General features: G+C 56.2%; 20 protein-coding genes. 12 read left to right on the top strand and 8 right to left on the bottom strand.

The window, feature by feature from the left end:
• Window positions 1–158: 158 nt before the first annotated feature.
• The 6 genes from IEX01_RS08240 (at window position 159) to IEX01_RS08265 (ending at window position 6,237) form a co-directional block, all read left to right on the top strand.
• Complete coding sequence (locus tag IEX01_RS08240) at window positions 159–2,234, top strand: type VI secretion system Vgr family protein (RefSeq protein WP_188723638.1); 2,076 nt, start codon at window positions 159–161, stop codon at window positions 2,232–2,234.
• A gap of 2 nt (window positions 2,235–2,236) precedes the next feature.
• Window positions 2,237–2,938, top strand: a complete 702-nt coding sequence (locus IEX01_RS08245) for a T6SS immunity protein Tli3 family protein (protein WP_229701816.1) — start codon at window positions 2,237–2,239, stop codon at window positions 2,936–2,938.
• A gap of 112 nt (window positions 2,939–3,050) precedes the next feature.
• Window positions 3,051–3,770: a T6SS immunity protein Tli3 family protein gene (locus IEX01_RS08250; protein WP_024558593.1), complete on the top strand. Its 720-nt coding sequence runs from the start codon at window positions 3,051–3,053 to the stop codon at window positions 3,768–3,770.
• Between the two features lie 112 nt (window positions 3,771–3,882).
• Window positions 3,883–4,608 carry a T6SS immunity protein Tli3 family protein gene (locus IEX01_RS08255; protein ID WP_188723639.1) on the top strand — a complete coding sequence of 242 codons (726 nt, stop codon included), beginning with the start codon at window positions 3,883–3,885 and terminating at the stop codon, window positions 4,606–4,608.
• Window positions 4,608–4,868, top strand: a complete 261-nt coding sequence (locus IEX01_RS08260) for a PAAR domain-containing protein (protein ID WP_188723640.1) — start codon at window positions 4,608–4,610, stop codon at window positions 4,866–4,868. The genes IEX01_RS08255 and IEX01_RS08260 overlap by 1 nt, the downstream gene beginning before the upstream one ends.
• Window positions 4,869–4,938: 70 nt before the next feature.
• On the top strand, window positions 4,939–6,237 hold the full coding sequence (locus IEX01_RS08265) for a hypothetical protein (RefSeq protein ID WP_188723641.1): 1,299 nt from the start codon (window positions 4,939–4,941) through the stop codon (window positions 6,235–6,237).
• A 214-nt stretch (window positions 6,238–6,451) separates the two neighbouring features.
• On the opposite strand, the gene kdsA is transcribed toward IEX01_RS08265, so the two are convergent.
• Genes kdsA through hemA form a run of 6 tightly spaced genes read right to left on the bottom strand, consistent with a single transcriptional unit; the run spans window position 6,452 to window position 11,779 of the window.
• On the bottom strand, window positions 6,452–7,306 hold the full coding sequence (gene kdsA, locus IEX01_RS08270; protein ID WP_024558589.1) for a 3-deoxy-8-phosphooctulonate synthase: 855 nt from the start codon (window positions 7,304–7,306) through the stop codon (window positions 6,452–6,454).
• 43 nt (window positions 7,307–7,349) lie between these two features.
• Window positions 7,350–8,159 (bottom strand): invasion regulator SirB1, encoded by an 810-nt coding sequence (gene sirB1 / locus IEX01_RS08275; protein WP_024558588.1) that lies wholly within the window; start codon window positions 8,157–8,159, stop codon window positions 7,350–7,352.
• Window positions 8,156–8,551: a SirB2 family protein gene (locus tag IEX01_RS08280; protein WP_024558587.1), complete on the bottom strand. Its 396-nt coding sequence runs from the start codon at window positions 8,549–8,551 to the stop codon at window positions 8,156–8,158. Before IEX01_RS08280 ends, sirB1 begins: the two co-directional genes overlap by 4 nt.
• Before the next feature lie 7 nt (window positions 8,552–8,558).
• Window positions 8,559–9,401, bottom strand: a complete 843-nt coding sequence (gene prmC / locus IEX01_RS08285; protein ID WP_188723642.1) for a peptide chain release factor N(5)-glutamine methyltransferase — start codon at window positions 9,399–9,401, stop codon at window positions 8,559–8,561.
• Window positions 9,401–10,483, bottom strand: coding sequence for a peptide chain release factor 1 (prfA, locus tag IEX01_RS08290; RefSeq protein ID WP_024558585.1), 1,083 nt, complete (start codon window positions 10,481–10,483; stop codon window positions 9,401–9,403). Before prfA ends, prmC begins: the two co-directional genes overlap by 1 nt.
• Before the next feature lie 39 nt (window positions 10,484–10,522).
• Window positions 10,523–11,779, bottom strand: coding sequence for a glutamyl-tRNA reductase (hemA, locus tag IEX01_RS08295; protein WP_028019895.1), 1,257 nt, complete (start codon window positions 11,777–11,779; stop codon window positions 10,523–10,525).
• Between the two features lie 201 nt (window positions 11,780–11,980).
• On the opposite strand from hemA, the gene lolB reads away from it, so the two are divergent.
• The 4 genes from lolB to dauA all read left to right on the top strand — a co-directional run bounded on the left by lolB (window position 11,981) and on the right by dauA (window position 16,333).
• Window positions 11,981–12,604 (top strand): lipoprotein insertase outer membrane protein LolB, encoded by a 624-nt coding sequence (gene lolB, locus IEX01_RS08300; RefSeq protein WP_188723643.1) that lies wholly within the window; start codon window positions 11,981–11,983, stop codon window positions 12,602–12,604.
• Window positions 12,601–13,470, top strand: a complete 870-nt coding sequence (ispE, locus tag IEX01_RS08305; protein WP_188723644.1) for a 4-(cytidine 5'-diphospho)-2-C-methyl-D-erythritol kinase — start codon at window positions 12,601–12,603, stop codon at window positions 13,468–13,470. The genes lolB and ispE overlap by 4 nt, the downstream gene beginning before the upstream one ends.
• 115 nt (window positions 13,471–13,585) lie before the next feature.
• Entirely contained in the window at window positions 13,586–14,533 is a 948-nt protein-coding gene (prs, locus tag IEX01_RS08310) for a ribose-phosphate diphosphokinase (protein WP_024553864.1), read from the top strand.
• A gap of 120 nt (window positions 14,534–14,653) precedes the next feature.
• Window positions 14,654–16,333: a C4-dicarboxylic acid transporter DauA gene (gene dauA / locus IEX01_RS08315; protein WP_188723645.1), complete on the top strand. Its 1,680-nt coding sequence runs from the start codon at window positions 14,654–14,656 to the stop codon at window positions 16,331–16,333.
• Between the two features lie 10 nt (window positions 16,334–16,343).
• Here the strand turns inward: dauA and IEX01_RS08320 are convergent, their stop codons facing one another.
• Both IEX01_RS08320 and ychH read right to left on the bottom strand, forming a co-directional pair.
• A complete protein-coding gene (locus IEX01_RS08320; RefSeq protein WP_028019894.1) occupies window positions 16,344–17,384 on the bottom strand; it encodes a MerR family transcriptional regulator in 1,041 nt (346 codons plus the stop codon).
• 132 nt (window positions 17,385–17,516) lie between these two features.
• Window positions 17,517–17,786 (bottom strand): stress-induced protein YchH, encoded by a 270-nt coding sequence (gene ychH / locus IEX01_RS08325; RefSeq protein ID WP_024558579.1) that lies wholly within the window; start codon window positions 17,784–17,786, stop codon window positions 17,517–17,519.
• A 273-nt stretch (window positions 17,787–18,059) separates the two neighbouring features.
• Between ychH and pth the strand changes: the two genes are divergently transcribed.
• The gene (pth, locus tag IEX01_RS08330) at window positions 18,060–18,644 is read left to right on the top strand and encodes an aminoacyl-tRNA hydrolase (protein ID WP_024560577.1); all 585 of its coding nucleotides are present in this window, start codon (window positions 18,060–18,062) and stop codon (window positions 18,642–18,644) included.
• Between the two features lie 139 nt (window positions 18,645–18,783).
• Window positions 18,784–19,875, top strand: coding sequence for a redox-regulated ATPase YchF (gene ychF, locus IEX01_RS08335; RefSeq protein WP_024558577.1), 1,092 nt, complete (start codon window positions 18,784–18,786; stop codon window positions 19,873–19,875).
• Window positions 19,876–20,338 lie beyond the last annotated feature (463 nt).

Below are 20,338 nucleotides of genomic sequence, written 5' to 3' on the forward strand. Positions count from 1 at the left end.
TTTAATGCCTTTAATTAATTCCCTTACGCTCTCAATAGTCCAAAAATTATTAACCACATGAATGCATTAAATAAATTATATTTTGCAGCACTTTATAAATATTACCCGCCAGAAAATTACTTTATATTAACGGCAACGTATTTTTCATGGAGGAAATTATGCCCAGCGCTGGTGATATTCCCACAGATCGTATTCAACAAATTAATACCATCAACCGTTATTTATTACGTTTTAACTGGAACCCTTCAATAGTTGCCGATGTACTGAGTTTTACAGGCGAAGAAAAGTTAAGCCAGCCCTACCGCTACACCATTCGTTTTACCTGTTCCGATAATCATCTGCCGCTTAAAGATATTCTTAATTGCCCCGCCACTTTCCTGATGCGGGCACGCAATCCTCACGCCTGGGAGAAAGATAACCCCTGGCTCCCGCAGCGGCAGGTTAACGGCATTATTACCTCGCTTGGCCGTGTCAGTGATTCCGCTGATGAAACGCTCTATGAATGCGTGCTGGAGCATGAACTGTCGCTGCTCAATAACACCACCAAGTCAGCCGTTTACCTGAATATGAGCGTACCGGAGCTGGTCAAAGCCGTGATACTTGAGCATATGCCGCACGGCGCCTTCAAGGTCGATATGAGCACGCTGCGGGACTATCCGCGCCGTGAAATGATTGTTCAGTGGCGCGAAACGGATTTGCGATTTATTCAGCGGCTGCTGGCGGAGGTGGGCATTTTCTGGCGCTTCGAAAACCACCCGGACGTGAAAGAGCAGGTGCTGATGATTTTTGACGATACCGGGCGGCGTCTTTGCTATAGCGACAAAACGCGCCCGTATGTCCGTGTCAGCGGACTGACCAGCCATAAGGTTTACGTAACGCAATTGCAGGACACGGTAAACGTAGTTCCCGCCTCGGTGTTGGCGCGCAACTATAACTACCGCACGCCTGATTCCCCGCAGCGCATCTTTTCCGTTCATGTTCCCGATATCCCTGAATCTATCACCACCGGCCGGGTTTACCGCTACCCCGCCCCGCATCTGGTAGCGGGAGATTTTTACGGCGACACCTGTGAAACCGACTCGTTCTATGCTCGCCTACGGCATGAGCAACTACTCAATAACCAGTTCCGGCTTTCAGCGCTCACCAACGACCCGGCTCTGGTGGCAGGCGATGTGTTTAAAATCGTCGGTGGGGCTCCTGACGCTTTCAGCCAGGGCATGGTTATCACCGCCGTCACCCTGAGCGGCAGCCGCAGCGAAAGCTACCGCGCCAGGCTAAGCGGCATCCCGGACAGCGATCGCGTTTGCTTTCGTCCCGAACCGCTGCCGCGTCCGGTTATCAGCGGCACCGTCCCCGCCCGAGTCTCCTCGAGCGCCGATTCCCTGTACGGCGACCTGGATTTACAGGGCCGCTATCACGTTAAGTTTGATTTCGATCTGGAGGAGAAAAAGAAAGGACTCGAGAGCGCCTGGCTCCGGCTCGGCAGACCCTATGCGGGAGATACCTACGGTTTCCACTTTCCCCTGCTGGACGGCACGGAGGTGGCCGTCGCCTTTGAGCACGGCGACCCGGACAGGCCCTATATCGCCCATGCGCTTCATGACGGTAGACACCACGACCTGGTGACTGCCGCCAACGAACGGCGCAACGTCATACGCACCCCGGCGAACAATAAAATTCGCCTTGATGATGAGCGCGGCCGGGAGCACATCAAGGTGGCCACTGAGCATGGCAAAAGCCAGCTCAGCCTTGGCCACCTGGTGGACGCCAGCCGTAAGCAGCGCGGCGAAGGAGTGGAAGCCCGCACTGATAACTGGCTCGCCGCCCGCGCCGCAAAAGGCATCCTGCTCACCACCGAACCGCAGCCCCGCGCCCAGGGCAAGCAGCTTGATATGTCCGCCGCCGTCGCCGCGCTGGAAAGCGCCCTGGCGCTCGCCCGCACCCTGCAACAGTGCGCCGACACCGCCGGGGCGGACGGCGCGGATACCACGTTGCAGCAGCAGTTAAGCCAGGCGCTGAACCAGCTTTCCGCGCCAGGGCTGCTGGCCTATGCCGACAAAGGCATCGCCCAGCTCACGCCGGGGAGCCTGCAACTCACCGCAGGCCAGGATCTGGTCGCCACGGCGGGCGGCGGCGCCAGCCTGAGTATATTCAAAAAGTTCTCGCTGGCGGCAGGCGAGGCTGTCTCACTGTTCTCCCGCAAACTCGGCATAAAGCTGATTGCCGCCTGCTGACCATGCTGATACTTTTTCAGCTTGCGGGCTGTGACGGCGCTTTCGACACCGTTCAGCCGCCCCCGCCAACGCCGACGCCCGTCCAGGTGGTCTACCGCTTTGACGACCACCGCTATCTGGAGCTGAAAGGATGGGACTGCGAAGGGGCGCTCACCTATGTGGATACCCGGCGCAATATCCGTTCGGTGGTATCTTCACAGTTCTATCGAATATTTACTGCCAGATATGTTCATCCTTCTGAACGGTATATTGCTGTCCTGGGATGGCGGGCGGGAGGGTTCACGGTATCGAAAGATTATGGCCAGACCTGGCATACTGTCATGTTCGCGCCAACCACATCCGAAGATGACGGCACCAGCAGTCCGACGCGAGAGGATATCGTTTCCTTTACCGTGGTTAACGACCAGGGCTTTCTGCTGACAAAACAGGGGCGGATTTATATGTCCTCAAAACCCTTCGACGACCCGCGCCTGGCTCCCGGCGGGCCGGGCATCACTTATGAGCTGGACGGCGAGAAGCAGGAAATCACGCCGCAGTCTCCCGGATGGGCGTGGGGGATGGTTTATTTCAATCCCAAAACTCTTATCACTTCCGTTGAGAAGCACAAAATCAACTGGCAGAACCTGCCGGAGAAAATCCCGGAAGTGAAAAACTACACCGGATGGGATCACATGCGCTGCGACATGGACGCCGGGAGGAAATGATGCCCAGTGTTGATACTGCCATGGCGTTTCCGCGGCGCGATGACATCACCGGACAGCATCACCTCCAGTGGGCTATGCCGCGTGAACAGGTGCTGAAGGAAGGAATCAAAAAATGAAAGGGAAATGTCTGCTGACCATGCTGATACTGTTGCAGCTTGCGGGCTGTGACGGCGCTTTCGACACCGTTCAGCCGCCCCCGCCGACGCCCGTCCAGGTGGTCTACCGCTTTGACGACCACCGCTACCTGGAGCTGAAAGGATGGGACTGCGAAGGGGCGCTCACCTATGTGGATACCCGGCGCAATATCCGTTCGGTAGTGACAACGCAGTTTTATCGTCTGTTTACCAAAAAGTATGTTCATCCTTCTGAGCGGTATATTGCCATTATGTCGTGGGATTCGAGTGGCTTTGCCGTTTCAAAAGATTACGGCGAGACCTGGCAAGGAGCTATGTACGCGCCAACCAGCTCAGAAGACGATGGTTCAAGCAGCCCACGACGCGAGGATATCGTTTCCTTTACCGTGGTTAACGACCAGGGCTTTCTGCTGACAAAACAGGGACGGATTTATATGTCCTCAAAACCCTTCGACGACCCGCGCCTGGCTCCCGGCGGGCCGGGCATCACTTATGAGCTGGACGGCGAGAAGCAGGAAATCACGCCGCAGTTCCCCGGCCTGGCCTGGGGACTGGATTACTTCAATCCGCAAACATTAATACATCTGGTAGACAGGCACAAAGCCAACTACCAGAACCTGCCGGAGAAAATCCCGGAAGTGAAAAACTACACCGGATGGGATCACATGCGCTGCGACATGGACGCCGGGAGGAAATGATGCCCAGAGTTAATACTGCCATGGCGTTTCCGCGGCGCGATGACATCACCGGACAGCATCACCTCCAGTGGGCTATGCCGCGTGAACAGGTGCTGAAGGGAGGAATCAAAAAATGAAAGGGAAATGTCTGCTGACCATGCTGATACTTTTTCAGCTTGCGGGCTGTGACGGCGCTTTCGACACCGTTCAGCCGCCCCCGCCAACGCCGACGCCCGTCCAGGTGGTCTACCGCTTTGACGACCACCGCTATCTGGAGCTGAAAGGATGGGACTGCGAAGGGGCGCTCACCTATGTGGATACCCGGCGCAATATCCGTTCGGTAGTGACAACGCAGTTTTATCGTCTGTTTACCAAAAAGTATGTTCATCCTTCTGAGCGGTATATTGCCATTATGTCGTGGGATTCGAGTGGCTTTGCCGTTTCAAAAGATTACGGCGAGACCTGGCAAGGAGCTATGTACGCGCCAACCAGCTCAGAAGACGATGGTTCAAGCAGCCCCCGACGCGAGGATATCGTTTCCTTTACCGTGGTTAACGACCAGGGCTTTCTGCTGACAGAACAGGGGCGGATTTATATGTCCTCAAAACCCTTCGATGACCCGCGCCTGGCTCCCGGCGGGCCGGGCATCACTTATGAGCTGGACGGCGAAATTCATAAAATCGCCCCCCGTTCTCCTGGCCCGGCATGGGGGCTGGATTATTTCAATCCCCAAACGCTTCCCCATCTTGTGGAACAGTACAAAGCCAATTACCAGAACCTGCCGGAGAAAATCCCGGAAGTGAAAAACTACACCGGATGGGATCACATGCGCTGCGACATGGACGCCGGGAGGAAATGATGCGTGGGGTAATCAGGCTGCATGACCCGCTGACCAGCGGCGGGAAAGTGATTTCCGCATCCGGGCCGGAATTTGACGGCATCCCCGTGATGCTCAGGGGCGACCGGGTGATATGCCCTGTCCACAACGGGGAGTATATCGTAAACGACTGCTCGCCCGACTGGACGATAAACGGGCGCGGCGTGGTGCTGGATAAATGCCGGGCTGAATGCGGCTGCGCGGTAATCACCACTTTGCCCGTGGCCGGAGAGGAGAAGTGATATGAGATGGAAATTATTCGAAGATACCGAAAAAGAACCGGAAGTCGTCTCTTTCTGCGGCCTGTTTGTAGTGCTGTTTATCATCGCGCTGGTGGTGGCAAACAGCATCGGGCTGGCTGACTGGCTGGAGAAAAAAGCTCCCTTCGTCACGATTGCGTTTCAGGGCGTGCTGGTTCCCTTAACGATAGCGTTAACCGCGTCGTTTATTTTGTATATCGGGGAGTGCTGCCGGATACACGTCTTTCAGATGCGTCAGCTGCGCAGAAATGAAAACAACTATCGGGTAACGGCATATTCCCGGCGCCAAATGACGCTGATAGCCTGGCATTCGCTCGCGCCTGTTGAACATATCGCGCTGAAAATGCTTAAGCTCGAAGGGTCAATGCCGCTTGCGCCTGAAACGCCGCTGGAAATTGACAGCGAAGAGGGCTATGACGCGCCCCGGCTTGAGATCATACTGCGAAAGCTGGTGGAGCCGCTGAAAGAAAAGCTTAATGAACCTTATGTGTTTGACGTGTCTGTATGGGCGCGCGGTCAGGAAGCGGATTACGATGACTCCGTACGCAATGCGCTGAAGGCGGCTGGGATAAAAACAGCCAATGTAACGGCGGTACATGTGCTGGAGAAGTGCCCCGGTTATTCGTTTATTGAGAAATGGATTAACACGTTGCATCAACGTAACCATTCCTTTCATCTGCTGCTCATAGCGGATCTTCACGGTGAGGATAAAAAAGCGTTTATGGAAAGCGCCTCGGCCTTTCTTTTCGGTTATTACTCAGACCGTGCCGAAAAGCCGCTGTTTATCTCCATGCCGCTGACGCAAAGCGAGGACCTGGAAACTGCCGCCGCCGCGTTTATCAGAACCAAATGCATTACGTCGGCGAAAGTTTTCTGGCATACCGGACTGGAGCGCAAAGAGAAATACCCGCTTTATGAAGTGCTGAACCAGGAAAAAACCGCCCCGGAACGACGGGATCTGGATACAACTTTTGGTCAATGCTCAGACAGCTATCGGTGGCTGGCGCTGACTCTGGCAGCAGACGCGGCATTGTATGCGCAGGGGCCGCAACTGGTTGCCGCGTCGGGCAGCAACGAATTTGGCCTGTTGTCGCTGGCCGACAGCTATTATACGCCGCCTGATCCGCCCCAGGCGTGGCTTCCGCTACCGATATTCCATACGTTTCTTTCAACGATAATGATGTTGGTGACGATCATGGTCGCTGATATTGCGTATTCTACAGCAAAGGAACCAATTATTAGTTTTACAACCTGTATGGTAATAACGTGCCTGACAGGGCTGATTACAGGCAGCATTGCATGGTTAGCCATTGTTATGGGACGAGACGAAAGCCATGATTCCACTCTATAAATCAAGGGATTGAATGTCTGGCGACGTTTATCATGCCCGCTTTGCTACCGGTATGATATGAGCGTATGCCGGGAAAAAGCGCAGTTTATTCCAACGACGACATAATCGCTAAACTCACATGTCAGGTGGTGCATCTCCCCTTCCGTATTCCCGTTCCCCTTCCCTGCCCCATAAAAAAACCCCGCCGGAGCGGGGTTTTTTGTTAGCCAGAACCTTAGTTGCTGGTATCGAGCTCTTCGAAGCCTTTAACGAGATCGTCGATGGCTTTGATCTGCTTCAGGAACGGCTCAAGCTTCGCCAGCGGCAGTGCGGACGGGCCGTCGCATTTAGCATGTTCCGGGTCCGGATGCGCTTCAATAAACAGGCCGGCGATGCCGGTCGCCATGCCGGCGCGGGCCAGCTCAGCCACCTGCGCGCGACGACCGCTGGAGGCGGCGCCGAACGGGTCGCGGCACTGCAGCGCGTGCGTCACGTCGAAAATCACCGGCGCATTGCCAGACACTTTCTTCATCACGCTGAAGCCCAGCATGTCGACCACCAGGTTGTCATAACCGAAGTTAGTGCCGCGGTCGCACAAAATCACTTTGTCGTTGCCGCCCTCGTGGAATTTATCCACGATGTTGCCAACCTGCCCCGGGCTGATGAACTGCGGCTTTTTGATGTTGATAACCGCGCCGGTTTTCGCCATCGCTTCCACCAGATCGGTTTGACGCGCCAGGAAGGCCGGCAGCTGGATAACGTCCACCACTTCAGAAACCGGCTGCGCCTGTTCGGCGGTATGCACGTCAGTGATAATTTTAACGCCGAAGGCCTGCTTCAGCTCCTGGAAGATTTTCATCCCTTCTTCCAGACCCGGTCCGCGATAGGAGTGAATGGAGGAGCGGTTGGCTTTATCAAAGGAGGCTTTAAAAACGTAAGGAATGCCGAGTTTGTCGGTCACGTTGACGTAGTGCTCGCAGATTTGCATCGCGAGATCGCGCGACTCAAGCACATTCATGCCGCCAAAGAGAACGAACGGCAGATCGTTCGCCACGTTGATATTGCCAATACTAACCACTTTTTGCTTCATAAGTTCGCCCTTGTCAGCGGTAAATCGGTATACGGTTTGCTAATCAGTGCAGCGTAATCTGCTTGTGCGAAATCGAATTGATTTGCGCGCGGATCATTTCGCTAATCGGATCTTCCGGGCACTGCTCGACAAAATAGCTCAGGTCGTTCAGCGCGACATGTTCGCAATCCAGCTGCGCATAGATAAGCCCACGGTCGCGGATCTCATACGGATCTTCCGGGTTGAACTGCAGCAGCGCTTCACTGGTGCGCAGAGCAAGCTCCATCTGGCTCTCCTCCATCAGCGCGGATTTCAGCGTATCCAGCAGCTTGCGAATAACCTCGGCGTTTTCCGATTCTTCAAGGTCGTCGACATAGAGTTCCGCCACCGGGTTAACGTTGCCCTTGAGCCACACCTCAAGCGTATGCTCATCCAGCGTTTCGCCATTGAACGGATTAATCAACCACATTTCGCCATCCATCCAGTCAGCGCGCAGAATCAGCTGCGTCGGGAAAATCACCGGCGTCAGCGGGATCTCCAGCCTGTCGGCTATCCACAGCAGTATCGCGCCCAGCGATACGGCGCTGCCCTGGCGATTTTTTAATACCTTATCCAGCCAGAGCGCATCGGAAAGGCGGTATACGCCGCGCGCGTCGGAAAAACCCCATTCGCCATAAAACAGCTCAAGCAGGCGCTCAAGCTGCATATCCTGATGGAGCCCCTCGCAAATTTCTTCCCGGGCGAGGCTAACCAGCGCGTCAAGCTGCTGATAAACCTCCTGATCGGGAAAATCATCGCGGATTAATTGTGAAACCAGCACCATGCCGTCGCAGAGCGGTGCTTTGTTAAATTCGAAATCGGCCAACGACTTCATATCAACCCCAATAACGGTATCTTCGTGGTGGCAAGTCTAATGATGATGTAAAGCACCACCAGCCCCAGCAAAAACGCGATCCAGCGTGTTTGCTGGCTTCGCGGGCGTCGACCCAGCGCGATAAACCCTAAAGCGATATAAATGATAACGCCAAAGAGCTTCTCCGTCAGCCATGCGCCTTGCGGCGTGAAGGGATAAAAGTGCGTTATGAGCACTAGCGCAACACCGCTCGCCAGCAAAAGGGTGTCGTTAACATGCGGAACGATACGCACCCAGCGCTTCGCCGACATGGCCGAGCCACGATATTGCCAGACGTAGCGTAAAACAAACAGGCTGATGGAGATGATCACCGTCAGGATATGAAAATGCTTCAGTGCAAAATAAGCCGCCATGGCCTTGTTACTCCTGTTTTATTGCAAATTGACCCAGCGTCAGACGCTCATTGCCGCCGTAATCCCGGCAGGTCTCCACCGCATGATAACCCGCTTCGCTAAAAAGCTCCCGTACCGCTTCACCCTGACGCCAGCCATGCTCTAACAATAGCCAGCCCTGGTTAACAAGAAAGCGGCGCGCCTCGAAAATTAATGTTCTGAGATCCGCAAGGCCGTTCTCGTCCGCCACCAGCGCGCTGCGCGGCTCGAAGCGCACGTCGCCCTGAGTAAGATGCGGATCGGCATCGTCGATATAAGGCGGATTACTGACGATAAGCGTGAAACGCGCTTCGTCTAACGCGCTGAACCAGTCGCTTTGCAGAAGCGTAATATTAGGAATAGCGAGGTGTTGTGCATTGCGGCGCGCCAGCTCGACAGCCTGCGGCACTACATCAAGGGCGGTGACATGGCAGTCCGGCCGCTCGCTGGCGAGAGCCAGCGCAATAGCGCCCGTGCCCGTGCCCAAATCCAGAATTTGACAGGGTTCTGCGGGCAGACGCGCCAGCGCCTGCTCCACCAGACATTCCGTATCCGGACGGGGAATAAGCGTGGCGGGAGAGACAAACAGCGGCAACGACCAGAACTCACGTAAACCCGTCAGATGCGCCACTGGCTCGCCCTGCGCCCGGCGCTCAAGCAAGTTTTCAAGCGCCTGCGCTTCATCTTCGCTAAGCAGGGTTTCGCCGAAAGCGAGAATAAACGTGCGGGTTTTACCCGTTACAAGACCAAGCAAAATCTCCGCGTCCCGGCGCGGAGATTCGCTTTGCGTTAAGCGCGCAATAGCCTGCTTAAGCCAGTGCTGATAGTCCATTAGTCCTGCTCAGCCAGCGCGGCCAGCTGGTCCGCCTGGTGTTCCTGAATGATAGGCTCAATAAGCGCATCCAGCTTCCCTTCCATTACTTCATCCAGACGGTAGAGCGTCAGGTTAATGCGGTGGTCGGTAACGCGCCCTTGCGGGAAGTTATAGGTGCGGTTTCGATCGGACCGGTCGCCGCTACCAAGCAGGTTGCGGCGCGTGGACGCTTCCGCCTGCTGCCGTTTCGCCATTTCTGCGGCGTGGATACGCGCGCCAAGCACCGCCAGCGCTTTGGCTTTGTTTTTATGCTGCGAGCGTTCATCCTGGCACTCCACCACAATGCCCGTCGGCAGGTGGGTGATGCGAATGGCGGAGTCGGTGGTGTTAACGTGCTGGCCGCCCGCGCCAGAAGAGCGGAAGGTATCGATGCGCAGATCGGCTGGGTTGATGTCCGGCAGCTCCGCCTCCGGCAGCTCCGGCATCACCGCTACCGTGCAGGCGGAGGTGTGAATACGGCCCTGGGATTCCGTCGCCGGAACGCGTTGCACACGATGCCCGCCCGATTCAAACTTCAGACGCCCGTACACGCCTTCGCCGCTGATTTTGGCGATCACTTCTTTATAACCGCCATGCTCGCCTTCGTTGGCGCTCATGATTTCCACCCGCCAGCGGCGGGATTCCGCATAACGGCTGTACATACGGAAAAGGTCGCCGGCGAACAGTGCCGCCTCGTCGCCGCCGGTGCCGGCACGCACTTCAACAAACGCGTTGCGCTCGTCGTCTGGATCTTTTGGTAGCAGCAATACCTGCAGCTGCTGTTCCAGCTCTTCGCTGCGGCTTTTCGCATCGCGCAGCTCTTCCTGCGCCATATCGCGCATTTCCGGGTCTTCAAGCAGGCTTTCTGCGGTTTGCAGATCGTCCTGAACCTGTTGCCACTGTAAAAAACAGCGAGACACATCGCTTAACTGGGCGTATTCACGGGAAAGCGCGCGAAAGCGATCCTGGTCGGCGATAGTGCTCGCGTCACCGAGGAGCGCCTGAACTTCTTCATGACGCTCCTGCAAGGCTTCCAGTTTGGCAACGATAGAAGGCTTCATAGGCGGTAGTTCACCTTTTTGTAATAAGAATGTGTGGCGCTACTCCAGCCCGAGGCTGTTGCGCAGAATATGCAGGCGTTCGTCATCCCCGTCACGGGCGGCCTGCTGAAGAGATTTGGTTGGTGCGTGGATCAGGCGGTTGGTCAGTTTCCGGGCCAGATCCTGCAAAATGGATTCGGCGTCGCCGCCTTGTTGCAGCGCGGCCAGGGCTTTGGCGGTGAGTTCTTCCCTCACCTGCTCCGCCTGGCTGCGGTATTCACGAATGGTTGCGCTGGCGCTTTGCGCGCGCAGCCAGGCCATAAATTCGTGCGCTTCCTGCTCGACAATCGATTCTGCTTCAACCGCCGCCGCTTTGCGCTGCGCGAGGTTGTGCTGGATGATCGATTGCAGGTCGTCAACGCTGTAGAGGTAAGCGTTGGCGAGCTTGCCCACTTCCGGCTCGACATCGCGCGGTACGGCGATATCCACCAGCAGCATCGGCTGATTGCGGCGAGCCTTCAGGGCGCGCTCCACCATGCCTTTGCCGATAATCGGCAAAGGGCTTGCGGTGGAGCTGATAATAATGTCGGCCTCTTTCAGACGCTCGTCTATCTCCGCAAGATTGATGACTTCCGCGCCCACCTCATCCGCCAGACGCTGGGCGCGCTCCAGGGTGCGGTTAGCGATAATCATCTTCTTGACGTTGTGTTCGCGCAGATGACGGGCGGCCAGTTCGATGGTTTCCCCCGCCCCGACTAACAGCACCGTGACGCTGGAAAGGGATTCGAAAATCTGGCGCGCCAGCGTGCAGGCGGCGAAAGCGACGGAAACGGCGCTGGCGCCGATGTCGGTTTCGGTGCGCACGCGCTTGGCGACGGAGAACGATTTCTGGAACATGCGTTCCAGCTCGCTCGCTTTCGCATGACCGCGCTGGGAGTCGGCGAACGCTTTTTTCACCTGGCCCAGGATTTGCGGCTCGCCCAGCACTAAGGAGTCCAGCCCGCTGGCGACGCGCATCAGGTGGCTTACCGCATCGTTGTCGTGATGCCAGTAAAGGCTGTTGCGCACCTCATCTTCATTGAGGTTGTGGTAGTCGCAAAGCCAGCGCACCAGCCGGTCGTGCAGATTGTCCTGCTCTTCCACGCTCAGATAGAGCTCCGTGCGATTGCACGTTGAGAGCACTACGCCGCCCTGCACCATTGGCTGCGCAAGCAGGCTTTCCAGCGCCTGGTCGAGCGTATCCGGCGAAAACGTAACGCGTTCTCGCAGCGAAACAGGAGCCGTTTTGTGGTTGATGCCGAGTGCTAAAAGGGTCATGTGAGCGGGAATAGTACCAGCGTTGATAAGGTTTGACTTCGCGCATCATACAGGATGCGTAAGGTCAATAAAAGAGAACCGCCTCTTTTGGAGTAATAGTTAATTTCATGATTTAAGACAACTTGAACGTAGACGCTCTTGCACGCGAGCGCTAGCATGAAAGGTTATAACCCCAACACGCATCAAGGATTTGACGTCAATATGGCTATTTCATCTCTGCGCTTTTTGCGTCTTTTGCCGCTGGCGAGCCTCGTTCTGACCGCCTGCGCCGTTAATACGCCGAAAGGTCCGGGCAAAAGCCCCGACTCCCCGCAGTGGCAGCAGCACCAACAGCAGGTGCGCAGCCTGAATCAGTACCAGACTCGCGGCGCTTTCGCTTATCTTTCCGATGAACAGAAAGTCTATGCCCGCTTCTTCTGGCAACAAACCGGTCAGGACCGCTACCGACTGCTGCTGACCAACCCGCTTGGCAGCACGGAAATGGAGCTGAATGCGCAGCCGGGCGTGGTACAACTGGTGGATAACAAAGGCCAGCGCTACACCGCCACCGATGCCGAAGAGATGATTGCGAAGCTGACCGGCATGCCGATCCCCATCAACAGCCTGCGTCAGTGGATCCTCGGCCTGCCGGGCGACGCGACCGATTATAAACTCGACAACCAGTATCGCCTGAGCGAAGTGAACTACACGCAAAACGACAAAACGTGGCATGTAGTTTATAGCGGGTATGACAGTAAAACCCAGCCTGCCCTGCCTTCGAATATGGAACTGACCGAAGGCGACCAGCGCATCAAGCTGAAAATGGATAACTGGATAGTTAAATGATGACGCGTTGGCCCTCTCCGGCAAAGCTGAACCTGTTTCTCTATATCACGGGCCGTCGTGAAGATGGCTACCATACTTTGCAGACGCTGTTTCAGTTTGTGAATTACGGCGACACGGTGCTTATCGCCCCGCGTCATGACGGCGAGCTGCGGCTAACCACGCCGATTGCGGGCGTGCCCGATGAAGAAAACCTTATCCTGCGCGCGGCGCGACTGCTCATGCGCCGCGCCCGGGAGACGGGCCGTCTGCCAGCAGGGGCCGGCGCGGATCTGGGAGTAGAAAAGCGGTTGCCGATGGGCGGCGGGCTGGGCGGCGGCTCTTCTAACGCCGCCACTGTTCTGGTCGCGCTAAACCATTTATGGCAAACCGGCTTAAGCGAAGCGGAACTTGCTGCGCTTGGCATACAGCTTGGCGCAGATGTGCCGGTTTTCGTGCGCGGTCATGCCGCCTTCGCCGAAGGGGTGGGTGAACGCTTAACGCCCGTTTCGCCGCCGGAAAAATGGTATCTGGTCGCGCATCCGGGCGTGAGCATCGCGACGCCGGTTATCTTCAAAGACCCTGATTTACCGCGTAACACGCCCGTCCGGTCAATAGAAACGTTACTGAATTGTGAATTCAGTAATGATTGCGAGCAGATCGCAAGAAAACGTTTTCGCGAGGTTGATGCCGCGCTTTCCTGGCTGTTAGAATACGCGCCGTCGCGCCTGACTGGCACTGGCGCTTGCGTGTTTGCTGAATTTGACACCGAGTCCGCTGCCCGAATGGTGCTTGAGCAAGCCCCGGAATGGCTGCGCGGTTTCGTTGCGCAAGGCGTAAATATTTCGCCGCTACAGCAAGCCATTTCCGGGCAAGCTGAGCCCTGGTGACAACGTCACCCTTGTTCCAGACGTTGCGCCACGCTCTTTAAATACACCGCCTGGATGGTCGTTATCGCCGCGGTAACCGCCATCCACCACTGGACGCATGCCTGAGGTTCTTCTCGTGCCTGATATGAAGCTTTTTGCTGGTAACGCCACCCCGGAACTAGCACAACGTATTGCCAACCGCCTGTACACTTCCCTCGGCGACGCTGCTGTCGGTCGCTTTAGCGACGGTGAAGTCAGCGTACAAATCAATGAAAATGTACGCGGTGGTGATATTTTCATCATCCAGTCCACCTGTGCCCCTACTAACGACAACCTGATGGAACTCGTTGTTATGGTTGATGCGCTGCGCCGTGCTTCCGCAGGCCGCATCACCGCTGTTATCCCCTACTTTGGCTATGCCCGTCAGGACCGTCGCGTGCGTTCCGCCCGTGTGCCGATCACTGCGAAAGTAGTGGCCGATTTCCTGTCGAGCGTTGGGGTTGACCGTGTGCTCACCGTGGACCTGCACGCAGAACAAATTCAGGGTTTCTTTGATGTGCCGGTAGATAACGTCTTCGGCAGCCCTATCCTGCTGGAAGATATGCTGCAGCAGAACCTGGACAACCCGATTGTCGTTTCTCCCGATATCGGCGGCGTAGTTCGCGCCCGCGCTATCGCTAAACTGCTCAACGACACCGACATGGCTATCATCGATAAACGTCGCCCGCGCGCTAACGTTTCTCAGGTAATGCACATCATTGGCGACGTAGCAGGCCGCGATTGCGTACTGGTTGACGATATGATCGACACCGGCGGCACCCTGTGCAAAGCGGCGGAAGCGCTGAAAGAGCGCGGCGCGAAGCGCGTTTTCGCCTATGCAACGCACCCGATTTTCTCCGGCAACGCGGTCAGCAACCTGCGCAACTCCGTCATTGACGAAGTCGTGGTTTGCGACACCATTCCGCTGGCTGAAGAGATCAAGGCGCTGCCGAACGTACGTACGCTGACGCTCTCTGGCATGCTGGCCGAAGCGATTCGTCGTATCAGCAACGAAGAATCTATCTCTGCTATGTTCGAGCATTAATCGGACAACGCTTAAAAACCCGCCGAGGCGGGTTTTTTTGTTTTTGTGATTTATTTGTATGACTTATACCTCAGTCATCTTTCATAATCCTGAAAGATGAAATGCTCAGGGATGAAAACCGTGAAAACCCTTTTCTCTGCTCAAATAATGCCCTTCCGCGCGCTGGTGGACGCCTGCTGGCGCGAAAAATACACCCTTTCGCGTTTCTCACGCGATGTGATTGCGGGCGTGACCGTCGGGATCATCGCCATTCCACTCGCGATGGCGCTGGCCATCGGCAGCGGCGTGCCGCCGCAGTATGGCCTTTATACGTCAGCGATTGCCGGCATGGTCATCGCCTTAAGCGGCGGCTCACGCTTCAGCGTTTCCGGGCCGACGGCGGCGTTTGTTGTCATTCTTTATCCGGTCGCCCAGCAGTTTGGCCTGGCCGGACTGTTAATGGCGACGTTACTCTCCGGCCTTTTTCTGGTGCTCTTCGGCCTGGCGCAGTTCGGCAGGCTGATTGAGTACATCCCCCTTTCCGTCACGCTGGGATTTACTTCCGGGATCGGCATTACCATCGCCACCATGCAGATTAAAGATTTTCTCGGCCTGGAGATGGCGCACGTGCCGGAACACTACCTGCAAAAAGTGGGCGCGCTGGCGATGGCGCTGCCAACGGTGAATACCGGCGATGCGGCTATCGGTATCGTGACGCTTGCAGTGCTTATTTTATGGCCCCGCCTCGGCATTCGCCTGCCGGGTCATCTCCCTGCTCTGCTCGCCGGGTGCGCGGTCATGGGCGTGGTGAACCTGCTTGGCGGGGAAGTGGCGACCATCGGCTCACGCTTCCATTATGTTTTGGCCGACGGCGCCCAGGGCAACGGGATACCCCCGTTACTGCCGCAGCTTGTACTGCCCTGGAACCTGCCAGGTTCGACCTTTACGCTAAGCTGGGATTCGCTGCAGGCGCTGCTGCCTGCCGCCTTTTCCATGGCGATGCTCGGGGCGATTGAATCCTTGCTCTGCGCCGTGGTGCTGGACGGCATGACCGGGACTAAACACAACGCCAACAGCGAGTTGATAGGCCAGGGTTTTGGCAACCTTGTCGCGCCTTTCTTTGGCGGCATTACCGCCACGGCGGCGATCGCCCGCTCCGCCGCCAACGTGCGCGCCGGGGCCACCTCGCCCGTCTCTGCGGTTATCCACGCATTGCTGGTGCTCCTCGCACTGCTGGCACTGGCGCCGCTGCTCTCCTGGCTGCCGCTCTCCGCCATGGCGGCGCTGCTGCTGATGGTGGCCTGGAACATGAGCGAAGCGCACAAGGTGGTAAACTTGCTAAGGCGTGCGCCGCGCGACGATATTATCGTTATGCTGATCTGTATGTCCCTGACCGTGCTGTTCGATATGGTCATCGCAATAAGCGTGGGCATTGTGCTGGCATCGTTGTTGTTTATGCGCCGCGTAGCGCGCATGACGCGAACCGTGCCGTTGAATGTCGCGTTAGCGGATGACGTACTGGCGGTGCGGGTCACCGGGCCACTCTTTTTTGCGGCGGCGGAAGGCGTATTCAGCCCGCTTTTGCAACAGGCCGAAGGCAAACGTGTTGTGGTAATGCAATGGGACGCCGTGCCGGTGCTGGACGCCGGCGGGCTGGATGCGCTGCAGCGCTTTATTGAACGCCTGCCGCAGGGTTGCGAGCTGCGTATCTGCCAGCTTGAATTTCAACCGCTGCGCACGCTGGCGCGCGCAGGCGTACAGCCCATCCCTGGGCGTCTTGCCTTCTTCCCGGATCAGGCCAGCGCGTTAGCCGACCTCTGATTCACTTCGCTTAGCGCGCTGTTGCATCGCCTTGCATCAGCGCGCCCACCGCCTGTTGCAACCAGCCCAGCACCTCCGGCGTCATCCATGTGCCGACGGAAAGCGCAGGCTCTTTGCTCATCGCCTCGCGGAATTTTTGGTGAGTCTGGGGATTGTTGCCGGCAAAAGAGGTAAAGAGTTCAAGCCAGTTCGCCGCCAGCCCCTTGCCCTCTTCGCTTCCCGGCGCAATCCCTTTCGCCTGCGCCGCATGCAGCTTCGCCACCAGCGGCGGCCACTCCATCATGCGGTCAAAGTAGTGGGCGCGAGTATAAGCATACTCTTGCGGGTTAAGGTAGCGCTGATAAATCGCCAGCTTTGATTCCGCAAACGCCCGCGTGACATACTCCATCACCTCCGGCGTAATGCCGGTTTGCTCCTGCATCTGCGGCTCTTTGGCGTGCATTTCGTTCAGGCGCGTCAGGAAATCGGGTTTGCCGGCGGTGTCGCGCTCCAGCATCTCCATCCAGCGAGTGGCGAGGCGCTGCGCCTGCGGCGCTTCCGGCGGCGTGTTCTGGGCTATCAGCTGCTTCACCTGCTGCACAAGCTGCAGCCATTCGTTCTCGCGCGCCGGATCTTTTTTCGCAAAGGGCAGCGCTTCCAGTTCTGCTTTACTGAACCAACGGTCGTACATTTTCATCAACTCCAGTGTGATTAGCCATTCAGAGAGATTCGGCTCCTGCCCCGCTTTCAGGTCGCTCTGCAATGCCTCCAGTCTTTCGCGAAGCGTAGTGATACGTGAAATCTGGCTGTCGAGCATGGCGATTTGCTGATCGATAATATCGGTCAGGGCAACCGAATGGTTCTCCAGACAGGCGCGCACTTCGGCAAGCGTCAGTCCCATATGGCTTAATGCCTGGATGGTATGCAAACGCTCTACATCCCGGGCGTTATAAAGCCGGTAACCTGCCTCGGTGCGGGCCGAAGGCAACAGCAGGCCCTGCGACTCGTAGTGGTGTAATGCGCGAACCGTAATCCCGGCGCGCCGGGCCAGTTCGCCTACCTGTATTAACATCTTGTCGTAGCTCCTGTTTTGCTGCTTCACGGCGAAGTGTGATGTCTTACGTAACGTGAGGGTCAAGCCGAAAAGCATAAAAAAAACGGCCTCTTTGCAGAAGCCGTTTTTTCTCGCCATGGGGGGTTAACGTTACCGGTGTTGATTGCGCTGGCAGCGCTTGTCGAAATGTCGCACCCACCAGTAGCGGTCGCATACCTGCTCATGGCCGCCTACGCGCGCGCCAGCCAGCCATAACACCGCGCCGACAAAGATGCTCAGTACCGCGCCGTGGGCGAAGAATTGCGGCAGTTGCAGCTGCGGAAGCTGGTTGAGGATGGAATAGCCGACGCCGACAACCATAACAACGAGCCCCAACCCCATCAGAAAATTACCAAGTAATGAAGCGTTTTTGCGTCTCACAGGTCACCTCCAGGTAAATGGGTTGATGGGGAATGCCCCCTCTCCTTGTGTGTAAAGTATAGGTAACGCTTATAGGTAGCCGATGAGGGTCAGGTCACAATTCTGGATATATCTCTCACAAAACTTTACAAATAAGCCCCTGATCAAATTGAAATTCTAATTATTACGCGTTGCGACTATTCAAATTCATTCGCATGCCCTGTTGCGCTTTGTGATTTGCCAGGGGTCACAGTAAACTACGCCGCGAATTTAGCGCTTTTCAGGAACAATAACGTGACGATTAAACTGATTGTCGGCCTGGCGAACCCGGGCGCCGAGTATGCGGCAACGCGCCATAACGCCGGAGCATGGTATGTAGACTTACTGGCGGAACGCCACCGCGCGCCGCTAAAAGAGGAAGCCAAATTTTTTGGCTACACCTCGCGCCTGACGCTTGCGGGCAACGATGTTCGTCTGCTGGTGCCGACCACTTTTATGAACCTGAGCGGCAAAGCAGTGGCGGCGATGGCGACGTTCTATCGCATCGCGCCGGATGAAATTCTGGTCGCGCATGACGAACTGGATTTGCCGCCAGGCGTGGCGAAGTTCAAGCTCGGCGGCGGTCATGGCGGCCACAACGGCCTGAAAGACATCATCAGCAAACTGGGCAATAACCCTAACTTTCACCGCTTACGGATTGGAATCGGCCATCCTGGCGATAAAAACAAGGTTGTCGGTTTTGTGCTGGGCAAACCGCCCGTAAGCGAACAGAAGCTGATAGATGACGCCGTTGACGAAGCGGCGCGCTGCACTGAAATCTGGCTGCAGGATGGGTTAATTAAAGCCACCAACCGCCTTCACACCTTTAAAGCGCAATAAAAGGGGTTTTACCACGCCGCGGGGTGATTTCTCCGCCCGTTGGAGCTCTGTTACGTGTATAATAGGCAAAGTTTGTTTTTTTCCATCATCGGGTTATTTCTAACCCCCTGATTATCAAGAAATTAAGGTGATTTAAACCATGGGATTCAAATGCGGTATCGTCGGCTTGCCGAACGTCGGTAAATCCACCCTGTTCAATGCGCTGACCAAAGCGGGAATCGAGGCAGCCAACTTCCCGTTCTGTACCATTGAGCCGAACACCGGCGTCGTTCCTATGCCCGATCCGCGTCTGGACAAGCTCGCGGAAATCGTGAAGCCCCAGCGCATCCTGCCGACCACGATGGAGTTTGTCGATATCGCCGGTCTGGTGAAGGGCGCCTCCAAAGGCGAAGGCCTCGGCAACCAGTTCCTGACGAACATCCGTGAAACCGAAGCTATCGGCCACGTGGTGCGCTGCTTTGAGAATGACAATATCATTCACGTTTCCGGCAAAGTGGATCCGGCTGAAGATATCGACACCATCAACACCGAACTGGCGCTGGCGGACCTCGATACCTGCGAGCGCGCGATTCACCGTATTTCTAAAAAGGCGAAAGGCGGCGACAAAGACGCCAAAGCCGAGCTGGCAGTGCTGGAAAAATGTTTGCCGCAGCTGGAAAACGCCGGCATGCTGCGCGCGCTTAACCTGAGCAAAGAAGAGAAGGAGCTGGTGCGTTACCTGAGCTTCCTGACCCTTAAGCCGACCATGTACATCGCCAACGTTAACGAAGACGGTTTTGAAAACAACCCGTACCTGGACAAAGTGCGTGAAATTGCCGAAGCGGAAGGCTCCGTCGTGGTGCCGGTCTGCGCCGCGGTAGAAGCGGACATCGCCGAGCTGGATGATGAAGAGCGCGATGAGTTTATGCAGGAGCTGGGTCTGGAAGAGCCGGGCCTGAACCGTGTGATTCGCGCAGGCTACGCGCTGCTGAACCTGCAAACCTACTTCACCGCTGGCGTGAAAGAAGTGCGTGCATGGACCATCCCGGTCGGCGCCACCGCGCCGCAGGCGGCAGGTAAAATTCATACCGACTTTGAAAAAGGTTTTATCCGCGCCCAGACCATCGCCTATGAAGATTTCATCGCTTATAAAGGCGAACAGGGCGCCAAAGAAGCTGGCAAAATGCGTGCGGAAGGGAAAGACTACATCGTTAAAGATGGCGATGTGATGAACTTCCTGTTCAACGTCTAAATAAAATGTGTTGTCTCACGAGATTTTCAGCAAATCTCGTGAAGACCACAGCCTTATAAAATCCACGCAATGGCGTGGATTTTTTTTCATCACGCCTCGCTTAATCTCGTTACGGCGCCGCTAAACATTAATGAATGTAATAACGGCACAAGGTTATTTCTGTCAGAGAACCTCCGCTTCGTTCGCCCTGGAGACAATCGCACTTTCATCTCCCACTCCACCGAGAATGTGCGTCTGCATCGGCCAAAAAAGGACTTCAGCTGTCTCTCCTGTCAGGCGGATCCGGCTTAGACTTTAGCTTGACGCTAATACGTGTGAGATGGCTCGGGAGAGCAAGTTAACAGCCTGTTGAAGTTTATCAGGCTGCAGCAGCCCCTGTGACAGCAGCAGAAAAAAGCGCCTGCGATGGACAAAAGAGTGCGTAACGTCATGACACGCAGGAAGCGCTGGCACAAATCGCCCG

It is taken from the genome of Franconibacter daqui, from assembly GCF_014644275.1.
Taxonomy (GTDB): Bacteria; Pseudomonadota; Gammaproteobacteria; order Enterobacterales; family Enterobacteriaceae; genus Franconibacter; species Franconibacter pulveris.